Origin of the sequence: Rhodococcus pseudokoreensis, assembly GCF_017068395.1 — a bacterium.
Classification (GTDB): Bacteria; Actinomycetota; Actinomycetes; order Mycobacteriales; family Mycobacteriaceae; genus Rhodococcus_F; species Rhodococcus_F pseudokoreensis.
On sequence record NZ_CP070619.1, the window covers coordinates 6,777,588 to 6,788,601 of the forward strand.

Annotated in this window: 12 protein-coding genes; 5 read left to right on the forward strand and 7 right to left on the reverse strand. The window is 68.4% G+C overall.

Translation table 11 applies throughout. The features are described 5' to 3' along the window. Positions 1-5: 5 nt before the first annotated feature. Complete coding sequence (locus tag JWS13_RS36170) at positions 6-632, reverse strand: hypothetical protein (protein WP_206010138.1); 627 nt, start codon at positions 630-632, stop codon at positions 6-8. A gap of 95 nt (positions 633-727) precedes the next feature. Here JWS13_RS36170 and JWS13_RS36175 point away from each other — a divergent pair, with 95 nt between their 5' ends. Next, on the forward strand, positions 728-1,903 hold the full coding sequence (locus tag JWS13_RS36175) for a hypothetical protein (protein ID WP_206010139.1): 1,176 nt from the start codon (positions 728-730) through the stop codon (positions 1,901-1,903). Then, positions 1,900-2,316, forward strand: a complete 417-nt coding sequence (locus JWS13_RS36180) for a PPOX class F420-dependent oxidoreductase (RefSeq protein ID WP_206010140.1) — start codon at positions 1,900-1,902, stop codon at positions 2,314-2,316. The genes JWS13_RS36175 and JWS13_RS36180 overlap by 4 nt, the downstream gene beginning before the upstream one ends. Here JWS13_RS36180 and JWS13_RS36185 read toward each other — a convergent pair. Next, on the reverse strand, positions 2,311-3,639 hold the full coding sequence (locus tag JWS13_RS36185; protein WP_206010141.1) for an HNH endonuclease: 1,329 nt from the start codon (positions 3,637-3,639) through the stop codon (positions 2,311-2,313). The two genes, JWS13_RS36180 and JWS13_RS36185, sit on opposite strands and share 6 nt — an antisense overlap. 126 nt (positions 3,640-3,765) lie before the next feature. Here JWS13_RS36185 and JWS13_RS36190 point away from each other — a divergent pair, with 126 nt between their 5' ends. Next, a complete protein-coding gene (locus JWS13_RS36190) occupies positions 3,766-4,377 on the forward strand; it encodes a maleylpyruvate isomerase family mycothiol-dependent enzyme (RefSeq protein WP_206010142.1) in 612 nt (203 codons plus the stop codon). A 6-nt stretch (positions 4,378-4,383) separates the two neighbouring features. Here the strand turns inward: JWS13_RS36190 and JWS13_RS45725 are convergent, their stop codons facing one another. From JWS13_RS45725 to JWS13_RS36205, 4 genes are read right to left on the reverse strand one after another with little or no spacing between them, the layout of a single operon-like run. Next, entirely contained in the window at positions 4,384-4,686 is a 303-nt protein-coding gene (locus tag JWS13_RS45725) for a hypothetical protein (RefSeq protein WP_241032618.1), read from the reverse strand. A 23-nt stretch (positions 4,687-4,709) separates the two neighbouring features. Further along, the gene (locus tag JWS13_RS36195) at positions 4,710-5,522 is read right to left on the reverse strand and encodes an SDR family NAD(P)-dependent oxidoreductase (protein WP_206010143.1); all 813 of its coding nucleotides are present in this window, start codon (positions 5,520-5,522) and stop codon (positions 4,710-4,712) included. 45 nt (positions 5,523-5,567) lie between these two features. Next, positions 5,568-6,359, reverse strand: a complete 792-nt coding sequence (locus JWS13_RS36200) for an SDR family NAD(P)-dependent oxidoreductase (RefSeq protein WP_206010144.1) — start codon at positions 6,357-6,359, stop codon at positions 5,568-5,570. 34 nt (positions 6,360-6,393) lie between these two features. After that, on the reverse strand, positions 6,394-7,170 hold the full coding sequence (locus tag JWS13_RS36205; protein ID WP_206010145.1) for an SDR family oxidoreductase: 777 nt from the start codon (positions 7,168-7,170) through the stop codon (positions 6,394-6,396). A gap of 225 nt (positions 7,171-7,395) precedes the next feature. On the opposite strand from JWS13_RS36205, the gene JWS13_RS36210 reads away from it, so the two are divergent. Then, the gene (locus JWS13_RS36210) at positions 7,396-8,313 is read left to right on the forward strand and encodes a tyrosine-protein phosphatase (protein ID WP_206010146.1); all 918 of its coding nucleotides are present in this window, start codon (positions 7,396-7,398) and stop codon (positions 8,311-8,313) included. A gap of 2 nt (positions 8,314-8,315) precedes the next feature. Here JWS13_RS36210 and JWS13_RS36215 read toward each other — a convergent pair whose 3' ends face one another. Further along, positions 8,316-9,263, reverse strand: a complete 948-nt coding sequence (locus tag JWS13_RS36215) for an aldo/keto reductase (RefSeq protein ID WP_206010147.1) — start codon at positions 9,261-9,263, stop codon at positions 8,316-8,318. A gap of 224 nt (positions 9,264-9,487) precedes the next feature. On the opposite strand from JWS13_RS36215, the gene JWS13_RS36220 reads away from it, so the two are divergent. Then, positions 9,488-10,990, forward strand: a complete 1,503-nt coding sequence (locus JWS13_RS36220) for an aldehyde dehydrogenase family protein (RefSeq protein WP_206010148.1) — start codon at positions 9,488-9,490, stop codon at positions 10,988-10,990. Positions 10,991-11,014: the final 24 nt, after the last annotated feature.

The window sequence follows — 11,014 nt, forward strand, 5'->3', positions numbered from 1 at the left end:
CCGGCTCACCACACCCGGAACGCGCTGTCCGAGAGCGTGAATCCGTGACCCGCCTCGCTGCGGCACGACACCCCGGCGGCCTCGTCGACGACGCACGTCAGGTCGTTCACCTGCAACACCCTTCCATACGACAGCGCGGGAGCGGCAGATCCGTCGAGGGGATAGAACCGAGGGTCGCCGGCACTGGCGAACTGGCCGGGGCGGCCGCCGGTGACCTCGATCGCGTTGGGCGTGACCGGGGTCCCGGACGCACCGGCGCCCGGGACCTTCGGCGCCGACGCCGGCATCGGGCCGTGGCAGCCGGCGGTCGGGAGGTCGCCGCCGGTCAGGATTGCACAGTGGAACTTGGTGCTCGGCGTGGTGAAGTAGTAACTCCCCGCCGCGGTGCCGGCGAACGCCTGCGGGTCGGCCGGGGGAGGGGTGCTGGTCGTGGTTGTTGTTGTCGTGGACGGGGGTGCGCTGGTGGTGGTGGTCTTCGGCGCGGTTGTCACAGCGGGTGTGGTCGCGGAGGTGGTCGCCGGCCCCGCGACGGCGCCGGTCTCGGGGGAGCCGTCGACGGAGCGGGCGCAACCGGCCACCACAACCACTGCCGCCGCCGCGAACAGAAGTACCGCACGCACCGTGTCAGTCATGGGGAGAGCCTAGAACCGCACCCGTCCCGAGCGGTCGCGGCGCGTCGGGCGAAATTCTGGGACAGTGGGTGGTCAGCGAACTGCCAGGAGGTCCGATGTCGGAAAGCGCCCAGTACGAGGAGCGTCGTGCCCGCATCTCCTTCCAGGTCCGCGACTGGTGTGAACGGTCTGCGATCGCGGGCACCCATGCCCCGCTGTCGGACGCCGCTGCCGTCCTGATCGCCGCCGGGCATCTCGATCCGCCTACCCGGCAGGTGCTCACCAACCGGCGTCGCGCGGGCCGCACCATTCCGTCGATCGGGGGCTTCGGAGCGCTGCGTCTGCTCACGGACGAGTACCACCAGGTCGCCCGGCGCACCGGCAGCCTGCGTCCCGGTCCGGCACAACTGCTGTTCAAGTACCGTGCCACCGAGCTCGGCCGCAAACTGCAGTCGTATCGGTCCGCGGTCGTGATGTCGCCTGCGCACTACGGCAACGGTGTCCGGGCCATGCGCCGGGATCGGCGCGAGGGCGTCCACCTGGATCTCGAACAACGTGAGGCGCTGTTCCGGGCGCTGCAGCGCACACCGGCGCCGACTGCGGGCACCGTTCTCGAACGTGCAGGCAACTATGCCCGCGGCACCGCAGCGGAACGCATCGGCCAGGCGGCAGGGAACACCCCGATGGCCGCGGTCGGAAAACGCGTCGCCGACGCCATCGGCAAGGGCGCCGATCTCGACAACGACAGATTCGCCGACTCGTACGACACCCTCCTCTACCTGGCGGGGATGCTCTTCGACAGGATCGACGGTTCCGAGGTGTGGCACTCGGAACATTTCGCAATCCAGCGTTACCAACTCGACCTCGCCGAAGAATTGACGCAGATCGCCGTCGACACCGTCGCACTGCGCGGAATCCGAATCGAACTCGACGAAGCGCTGCGCGCCACACATTCCGACAGCGCCCGTAGGCAGATCGAGGCCCGGCAGAACGCGCTGAAACCGGTGTGGGATCAACTGGTCGACCGCGTCGCCGCACTCGCCCGCATCGGGGACCTGCTGTCCCGGGCCGAGGTGCAACTGCGGTCCGTGCTGGCGGTCAACCGGGCGATGAGCCTCGACAGCCGCATCGACGAACTCATCGCACGCTCCGGCGACCGCGAACTGTCGGCGGAGAACACGCACAACGTCGGCGACCAGTTCGGCGGCGTGGAGGAGTTGATGCTCACGTACCAGTCGGCCCTGCACGGAGACATCGCCGAACTCACTTCCTGGTCCGGGGGACGGGCATGACCGAATTCGCGAGGCTGGGGGACGAACCATTCGTCTCCCTGACCACTTTCCGCAGGTCCGGGGAACCCGTCTCGACGCCGGTCTGGATTGCGCGCGACGGCGACGCTCTCATCGTCACCACTCCGGAGGAAAGCGGAAAGGTGAAGCGGCTACGCAACAACGAGAGCGTCGAACTTCGCCCGTGTTCTCGGCGGGGCAAGGTGGACGCGAGGGTCGACCCGGTTGCCGCCGTGGCCGAGATCGTCACCGACGAGTCCGCCAGTCGAAGGATGGCCGACACGATCCGAGACGAGTACGGCCTGGAATACCGGATCGTGATGTTCATCGAACGAGTCCTCGCGCGTCGGCGGAAACCGCGGGTCCTGCTGCGGATCACCCCGGCGACCGAACGGGTCATCCCCACCTCCTCATGACGCTCGGAGGTGCGCGATGAGGATGGCCTCGATTTCCGACCGTCGTGCCGCGGACGGCAGGCGCGGCGCCGCGGATCGGTAGTGATGTCCCGTTGGGGTGCCGAGGTCGAAGAGATGGGTGCGGCCGTGCCGCCTGACGGGGCGGGCGGTCCAGCCGTCGCCTTCCTTCGCGTAATTGCACGCCGCGCACAAACCGGCCCCGTTCTGGGCGGTGGTGGCACCCTTGTTGCGGCGGGAGAGGATGTGGTCGTGATGGCGGATCGGCGCATCACACCACGGTGTGCGGCACGTGCGGTCCCGCAGGTCGATCAACTTCCGCAAACTTTTCGGGAACGTCCGGGACTGCGATTCCATCGCCGTCAACGCACCCGACAACGGACACGAGTAGACGTTTCGTAAGGTCACCGCGGTATCACCATCGAGGGCATTCGCGACCAGTTGCCGGGCGATCCCGGCCGGCACCGGACCGAACCCCGCCACATCCGCCGCCTCGTTCTCGCCCGCCAACAGGGCCTCGTCGGAGATCACCAGATTCACCGCCACCGGCACCCCATCGGTGACCGAGGCCCCGGTGCCGCGGTCGAACAACAAGTCCGCCATCAGCTGGTTGCGGGTGCGGCCGCCGCTGTCCCCGGTCGCGATGAGACTGTCCGCATCACGACCCAACGTCGCCTGCAGGCACACCGCCTGTTCCATCGGCATCAGCACACTCAGATACGCCATCGAATCCGGTGCCGGACGGGTGGTCACCCGCCGCTCGGACACCGCCTTGCGGTACCGGGCCACCACCGCGGCGGCGTCGAGTTCCACCGCGAGAGCCTTCGCCTTCGCCACCAGGCCGCGGTCACCGACACCGTCGAGAACGTCCGGGTCCGAACACAACCGGTGGTCGACGATCTTCCGATCCGCCGCCGACAGGCACGCCGTCTCCCGCACCAACAGGGTGGCGCGCCATTCGTTCAACCGGCCCGACCGCAACAACGCCAACGTGTGCGGCATCTCGTGCACCACCGCCTGCGCGAACCCCAGATGCCGGCCACCACGATTCGGGGACTCCCTGCGCGCCAACGCGATCTGCGAGGCGATGCCGCGGTCCCACTCCACCCGCGGCAACCGACGGGCCTTGCGGTCCTCCCGCATACAGGTGGCGACATCGTCGGTCACCACCGCCTGCACCGCACACCCCACCGACTTCAACGACTCCACCGCGTCGATCCACTCGATCCCCAACCCGGCATCACCGCACGCCTCGACACACCGCAACCGGGTCGTGAACGCCCGCAGCTCGTCCAGGTCCGGTGCCACGACTTCTACTTCCCCCATGACCAACCTCCCCCAAGGTCATTCGAATGTATGTTCGACTCTACCAATCATGTTCGACTGGCGCAATACTCGGCGGTTTCGGTCTACGGTGATCGTGGAGAACACATCTGATGGGAGCTGACTGCGATGACCGATGATGCCGTCCTGCAGCGTGCGGTTGCGAACGAGTTCTCGGACCTGGCCGATCTCCTCGACGGGATCTCGGATGAGGAATGGGACACGCCTTCGCTGTGTGAGGGCTGGCGGATTCGTGAGGTGGTCGCACATGTCACGATGGCGGCGCGCTATTCCGAGGAGCGGTTCATGACGCGTCTGCGCGAGTGCGAGTTCGATTTCACCCGGCTGTCCAACGAGATCGCCCGTAGTGATGGCGAATTGGCAACGTCGGATCTCGTTGCCGACCTGCGCTCGGACACCATGCGCGGGTGGACTCCGCCGGGCGGCGGTTATCACGGCGCGCTCAACCACGTGGTGATCCACGGCCTCGACGTCACGGTGCCGTTGGGGGTACCGCGCCGCGTACCCGAGGAGACGATCCGCATCGTCCTCAACGACCTCACGGCCGGCGGTGGGCACTCGAATTTCGGTGTAAACATCGAGGGTCGCCGGCTGCGGGCCACGGACCTCGGCTGGTCATACGGTTCGGGCGCCGAATTGTGCGGAGCGGGCGAGGATCTCGCACTCACGATCTGTGGCCGGACACTTCCGGCCGGACGGGTCGAGGGCGACCCGTTGTAATCGGTCTCAGCTGCCCGGAACGAAGCCCGGGTAGACGAAGTGTCCAGGGCCTCCGCCGGGGAGCGAAGCGCCGAGCGACCCGGGGAAGTCCAGGGACAGTTTCACGAGCTTGTGGGGTTGCCCGTTCTGGTCGGCCTGCCAGCAATCGAGCAGCACCCCGTGGAATCCGGTGCAGACGATGCGGTTGGCGGTCCCGAACGGCGACGTGAGGCGGTTCGCGCTGACGAACGGATTCCAGTAGTCGAGATCGGTCGGGGTGAGGAAGTTCTGGTTGTCGAACGGCGCGAGCGGACTGGGCTCGGTGGGTATCGGCGGAAACCGGCGGGCGGCGCCTACGTCCGCAAACCGGGGTGACGGCTGGCGAGGACGGGAACGAGGAACCTGTTCGGCGCGAGGCGCGCGAAGACGGACGCCGCCCGGTTCGCGAAACCGGGGATGGCGACCATCTGTCCCTTGTCGAGGCCGTCGATCCCGGTCTTGGCCACGGATTCGGGACTCTCCCACATGAAGCTGGGGAGCGCGGCCTCCGCGTCCTCCTTCGCGAAACCGGCCGTCTCGCCGAATCCGGTGTCCACGGGTCCGGGGCAGAGTGCGGTCGCGGTGACCCCGGTGCCTTTCAGTTCGCCGGTCAGGCTTTCGGTGTAGGAGAGGACGAATGCCTTGCAGGCGCCGTACCCCGCCTGTCCGGGCAGCGGTTGGAACGCCCCGGTGGACGCGACGTTGAGGATCGCACCTCGACGCCGCTGCACCATGCCCGGCAGGGCGCGGCTGCACAGGTCGGCGACGGCCGTCACGTCGACCTCGATCATGTTCATCTCGGCGTCCGGATCGGACGAGGCCACCGGGCCGAGCGTGGACAGGCCGGCGTTGTTCACGAGGATGTCCAGGGTCAGTCCGAGTTCGCCGACCCGGTCGAGCAGGGTCGCCCGGGCCGAGCGGTCGGACAGGTCGGCGCCCAGCACGTGCGCCCGCCCGCCCGCGGCCCGCAGTTCGGTGGCCAGTTCCTCCAACTTCTCGGCCCGGCGGGCGACGAGCACCACCTGGTGACCGCGGCGGCTGAGTTCACGGCTGAGGGCCGTGCCGATCCCGGACGACGCTCCGGTGACGAGCGCGGTGCGATCGGCGGCAGGAGTGGTGAGACTCATGCGTCCAACCTACGTGCCGCCGTCGCCGGCGCAAGGGTTCACCGTTCAGGCGTGGGTGCCGCCGTCGATGCGGATCTCGGTTCCGGTGACGAACGCGCCGTCGTCGGAGGCGAGCATGGCGACGACTCCGGCGACCTGTTCGGGTCCGCCCATGGCCGCGCCGCCCGATTCCAGGGTGGTGGGGAGGATGGGTGACAGTTTGGCGAACAGGCCCCAATCGGCGTCGGACGGAACGTATCCGGACGTGGCGTCGGTGATTCCGGTCTTGATGCTGCCGGGGGCGACACCGACGGCACGCAGACCCTGCTTGCCGTATTCGAGGGCCAGCGCGTGGGTGAACGACTGGATGCCGCCCTTGCTCGCGGCGTACGCGGCCATGTAGGGGTGCGCGAAGGCGGCAGAGGTGGAACTGAAGTTCACGACCACGCTGCGCTCGTTGCGCAGCAGCGCGGGCAGGCATTCGCGAACCATGAGGAAGGTGCCGGTGAGGTTGATCCCGATCACCTGATTCCACAGGTCCAAGGGCGTCTCGTGGGTGTGCGAGGCGCGGAGGATGCCCGCGGCGTTCACGAGTACGTCCAGTCCGCCCAGGTTCTCGACGCTGCGGCTCACGCCGTCGACGACGGACTTCTCGTCGCCGATGTCGATGGCGGCGGCGCTGAGGCGCCCCGCCGTGCCTGCCGCTTCGGCGAGTTCCGTGGTCCGCGCGAGGCCGTCCTCGGAGACGTCGGCTGCCACGACGGTGCCGCCTTCATCGAGCAGGCGGAGGGCGGTGGCCTGGCCGATACCCGACGCAGCGCCGGTCACCAGGATCCGCCGGTTGTCGAATCGATTCATCGTCTGTGCTCCTCGTGTGGTTCCGAATTCGATGTCATTGGCCCATGACGTATTTCACGGTCGGTCCGGCGGTCCAGCCGCCGTCGACGGCCAGTTCCGCTCCCGTGACGTATGTGGACGCGTCGGACAGCAGGAATCCGACGGCGCCCGCGATCTCCTCGGGCACCCCGACCCGCGCCATGGGGGTGTTCGGGTAGTTGCCGTCGCCCTGCTGGATGCCGAGGCCCGCGGTCATCGGGGTGTACGTCATGCCGGGGTGGACGGAGTTGACGCGGATCCGGTCGGTGCCCAGTTCCACGGCGGCGATCTTCGTGAGCCCGCGCACGCCCCACTTGGACGCGCCGTAGCCGGCGGTCAGGGCGAGTCCCATCAGCCCGGCGGCGGAGGAGATGTTGACGATCGATCCGCCGCCGGCGGCGCGCATCGGCCCGATCACGGCCTGCAGGCCGTTGAACACGCCGGTCAGGTTGATGTCGAGGACCGTCCGGAAGTGCTCGAGCGGTTCGTGCTCGATGTACTGGCCGGTGGAAATGCCCGCATTGTTGACGAGGCCGTCGACGCGTCCGAAGGCGCTCGTCGCCACGTCGACCGCGGCCTGCCACTGCTGCGGGTCGGTGACGTCGAGGTGGCAATACCGCGCCCGGTCACCCAGCTGCTCGACCGTCGCGCGGCCGTCGTCGTCGAGAACGTCACCGACGACGACGCTGCCGCCCTCGTCGACGATGCGCTGCGCGAAGGCAGCGCCCAGCCCCCGCGCCGCCCCGGTCACGATCACAACCTTCCCCGCCAGTTGCTGTGCGGTCTCGGTCATCTCAGCTCACATCCTCGTCGTCGAAAAGTCACGTTCGCCCGGCACCCTCGGCTGCCGACGGCCCGAGTCTGCTGTGGGCGGCCCCCGCGGGAAACGGGTTCTCCCGGTGATCGGAACAACTCGTAGCCACGGGAAACGCCGGACCACTGTGATGTGGATTACCCGCTGACGTTCCGGACATGCCGGACGAGCGGATCTCCCCGACTGACCATCGAAAGGGTTTCCATGTCTCGACGTGTCACCTCCACCGCCGCGGTGCTGATCACCGGCAGCGTGCTGTTCGCGGGTCTCGGCGCGCCTGCGCTCGCTTCGGCGGACCCGTTCTCGCTGCCCGGAATCAGCCTCCCGGATTTCGGTTCGTCCGATTTCGGGAGCGCGGGCCCGGTCGTCGAGACGCCGCGACTGGCGTCGGTCGACAACTTCCGCGACGTCGGAGGAACGGGACGGGGGTATGCGACCGCCCGCGGGGGACACGTCACGCGGGGGCTGTTCTACCGTTCGAACGCGCTGGTTCCGAACGACCAGGATCTCGCCGTCCTCACCGGGCTCGGGCTGACCGCGGTGTACGACGTGCGGACCGTCGAAGAGGTGGCGGCGAAGCCCGACCGGCTCCCGGCCGGACCACGGTATCAGGGCATCCCGATCCTGTCGGGTGACCTCGGTGCCGCTGTCGCGCAGTTGAAGTCGCCCGCCGACGCCGTCGCGTTCATGCAGCAGATGAACCGCAGCTTCGTCGACGACGCGGCGACCCGGGCCGGGTTCGCGCAACTCCTGACGTCATTGGCCGAGACCGACGGACCGCAGGTCTTCCACTGCACGGCAGGCAAGGACCGCACCGGCTGGGCGTCCGCGCTGCTGCTCTCCATCGCCGGGGTTCCGCAGGACACCATCTTCGACGACTATCTGCTCACCAACGAATACACCGCCGCGTCGATGAAGGTCACGTACGACCAGATCGCCGCCGGCCGCGGCGAGGCGGTGGCGAAGATCTACCAGCCGCTGCTGGGTGTGGACCGTAGCTACCTCGAGGCAGGGCTCGGCCGGCTCGCCGAGCAGTACGGCACGGTCGACCGTTACCTCACCGACGGGCTGGGTCTGAGTTCGGCGACGGTCGACCGGCTGCGGAGCAAGCTGCTCGGCTGAGGTCAGGCCCCGATCGCGTCCGAGAGGGTCGTGAGCCGGCTGATCTCGGACGCGGTCAGCGTCACGGTCGGGGCGTCGAGCAGGGCGGGAAGCTGTTCGAGGCGGCTCGCGCTCGCGATCGGCGCGGTGATGCCGGGCCGGGTCAGGAGCCACGCGAGGGCGATGGTGGAGATCTCCGCGGAGTGCGCGTCGGCGATCTCGGCCAGGGCGTCGACGACGGCGAGACCGGACTCGGAGAAGTAGCGGGTCGCCATCCGCTGGCGGGCCCGGCCCTCGAGGTCGGCCTGGGTGCGGTACTTGCCCGCGAGGAAACCCGCCGCGAGCGAGTAGTACGGGAAGACGCCCAGGCCGTTCTCGGTCGCGAGCGCGGCCACCTCGGGCTCGTAGTCGTGGCGGTGCACCAGGTTGTAGTGCGGCTGCAGCGCGATCGGCGCGGCGAAACCGTGCTCGGCCGACAGCGACAGCCACTCCCGGATGCGCTCGGGCGAGTAGTTGGAGATGGCGACGTGCCGGACGAGTCCGTCGCGGACCAGCTTGTCGAAGGCGCCGAGCGTGTCCACGAGGGGAGTGTCGGCGTCGTCGAAGTGCGCGTAGTACACGTCGATGTAGTCGGTCTGCAGCCGCTTCAGGGACGCCTCCGCCGCTGCCCGGACGTTGGCGGGGGCCAGGCCCTTGAACTCGGGATGCTGGCTGACCTTGGTGGCGATCACGATGTGGTCCCGGTTGTGGCGGGACGCCATCCAGTTGCCGAGGACGGTCTCGGACTCGCCGCCGGAGTTGCCGTCGGCGAACGCGGAGTACGAGTCCGCCGTGTCGACGAAGTTGCCGCCGCCCGCGGCGAATGCGTCGAGGATGTCGAACGACGTCGGTTCGTCACTGGTCCAGCCGAAGGTGTTGCCACCGAGGGCCAGGGGAAAGATGTCCAGATCCGAGTTGCCGATCGCGACCACGGGTGCTCCGTTTCTAGGTGTGTCCTGTCCGGGAATGTGCGAAGAGTTCGCCTGACGACGCTATCGCAGCCGCTAGGCGCACGCGCGTCCGGCTACCGGACACACCGTTCCTGGTCCGATTCCCAGGCGAATCGGACATGTGTCGCGCTAACCCCGCCCACCGCGACTCCGACGGCATACCGTGGAGGGGGTGCGTTCGTTCCGGCGAGACACGGAGTTGAGTGATGCGGGACCAGTCGATCGATGACGTTCTGAACACGGGCCTGTTCGTCGACGGGCGGTGGATCCGCTCCAGCTCCGGCGAGACCCGGGACTGCATCAATCCGGCCGACGGGTCGGTGGTAGCCACCGTCGACGAGGCCTCCCCGGACGACGCCGCCCGCGCTGTCGCCGCGGCCCGTGCGGCGTTCGACGAGGGCACCTGGCCGCACACGCCCGTCGCCGAGCGCACCGCGGTGGTCGCGCGGATCGCCGATCTGCTCGAACGCGACAAGGAGACGCTGGCGCGCATCGAGACGCTCGACACCGGAAAGACTCTGGAGGAGAGCAGGATCGACATCGACGACGTGGTGTCGGTGTTCCGGTACTACGCGCAACTCGCCGCGGTCGAGGCGGACCGTCTGGTGGATGTCGGCCGTCCCGACGTGATCAGCCGGGTGGTGCGCGAGCCGATCGGTGTGTGCGTGCTCATCGCACCGTGGAACTACCCGCTGCTGCAGATCTCGTGGAAGGTCGCGCCCGCACTGGCGGCGGGGTGCACGATGGTCCTCAAACCGAGCGAGGTGACTCCGCTCAGCACCATCGCGTTCACCGCGCTGATCGCCGAAGCCGGGGTTCCGGCCGGGGTGGTGAACCTCGTACAGGGCAGCGGCGCCGTCCTGGGCGCCGCACTCACGGGCACCCCCGACGTCGACTTCGTCTCCTTCACCGGCGGGCTGGCCACCGGACGCGTCATCCTCGAGACCGCGGCGAAGAACGTCACCAAGGTGGCGGTGGAACTCGGTGGAAAGAATCCGCACATCGTCTTCGCCGACGCGGACGGAGACGACTCCGTCGACCAGGTGCTCACGGGAGTGTTCCTGCACTCCGGTCAGGTGTGCTCGGCGGGAACCCGCCTGATCATCGAGGAATCCATCGCCGATCGGTTCGTCGCCGCGCTCGCCGCCCGAGCGGAGAAGATCCGGATGGGCAACGGCCTCGACCCGGCGAGCCGAACGGGCCCGCTGGTATCCGAGGCCCACCGGGAGAAGGTCGAAAAATACGTGGAACTCGGACGCTCCGAGGGCGCCCGGTTGGTGACCGGGGGAGCCCGGCCCTCGGATCCCGCGTTGGCGAACGGGAGTTTCTACCTGCCCACCATCTTCGACCACTGCGACCGCACCATGCGCCTCGTGCAGGAGGAGACGTTCGGGCCGATCCTCACCGTCGAGCGTTTCACCACGGAAGAGGAAGCGCTGCGATTGGGCAACGACACCGAGTACGGCCTCGCCGCCGGTGTCCGGACCGCCGACAGCGCCCGGGGCGAGCGCATGGTGCGCGGTCTGCGCCACGGAACGGTGTGGCTCAACGACTTCGGTTACTACACCGCGGCCGCCGAGTGGGGCGGTTTCAAGATGTCGGGGAACGGGCGCGAACTCGGCCCCGCCGGTCTGGCGGAATACCAGGAGACCAAGCACATCTGGCACAACACCTCGCCCACGGCGGCGGGGTGGTTCGACAACGGCTAGTCCGGCGCACGGAGAGGCGAGAGA

What these genes read in the sequence shown, in the direction of transcription:
- JWS13_RS36195 (WP_206010143.1), bottom strand. Translation starts at nt 5,522, where the DNA reads ATGAGTCTCACCACTCCTGCCGCCGATCGCACCGCGCTCGTCACCGGA.
- JWS13_RS36180 (WP_206010140.1), top strand. Translation starts at nt 1,900, where the DNA reads ATGACCGAATTCGCGAGGCTGGGGGACGAACCATTCGTCTCCCTGACC.
- JWS13_RS36220 (WP_206010148.1), top strand. Translation starts at nt 9,488, where the DNA reads ATGCGGGACCAGTCGATCGATGACGTTCTGAACACGGGCCTGTTCGTC.
- JWS13_RS36175 (WP_206010139.1), top strand. Translation starts at nt 728, where the DNA reads ATGTCGGAAAGCGCCCAGTACGAGGAGCGTCGTGCCCGCATCTCCTTC.
- JWS13_RS36185 (WP_206010141.1), bottom strand. Translation starts at nt 3,639, where the DNA reads ATGGGGGAAGTAGAAGTCGTGGCACCGGACCTGGACGAGCTGCGGGCG.
- JWS13_RS36210 (WP_206010146.1), top strand. Translation starts at nt 7,396, where the DNA reads ATGTCTCGACGTGTCACCTCCACCGCCGCGGTGCTGATCACCGGCAGC.
- JWS13_RS36200 (WP_206010144.1), bottom strand. Translation starts at nt 6,359, where the DNA reads ATGAATCGATTCGACAACCGGCGGATCCTGGTGACCGGCGCTGCGTCG.
- JWS13_RS36190 (WP_206010142.1), top strand. Translation starts at nt 3,766, where the DNA reads ATGACCGATGATGCCGTCCTGCAGCGTGCGGTTGCGAACGAGTTCTCG.
- JWS13_RS36205 (WP_206010145.1), bottom strand. Translation starts at nt 7,170, where the DNA reads ATGACCGAGACCGCACAGCAACTGGCGGGGAAGGTTGTGATCGTGACC.
- JWS13_RS36170 (WP_206010138.1), bottom strand. Translation starts at nt 632, where the DNA reads ATGACTGACACGGTGCGTGCGGTACTTCTGTTCGCGGCGGCGGCAGTG.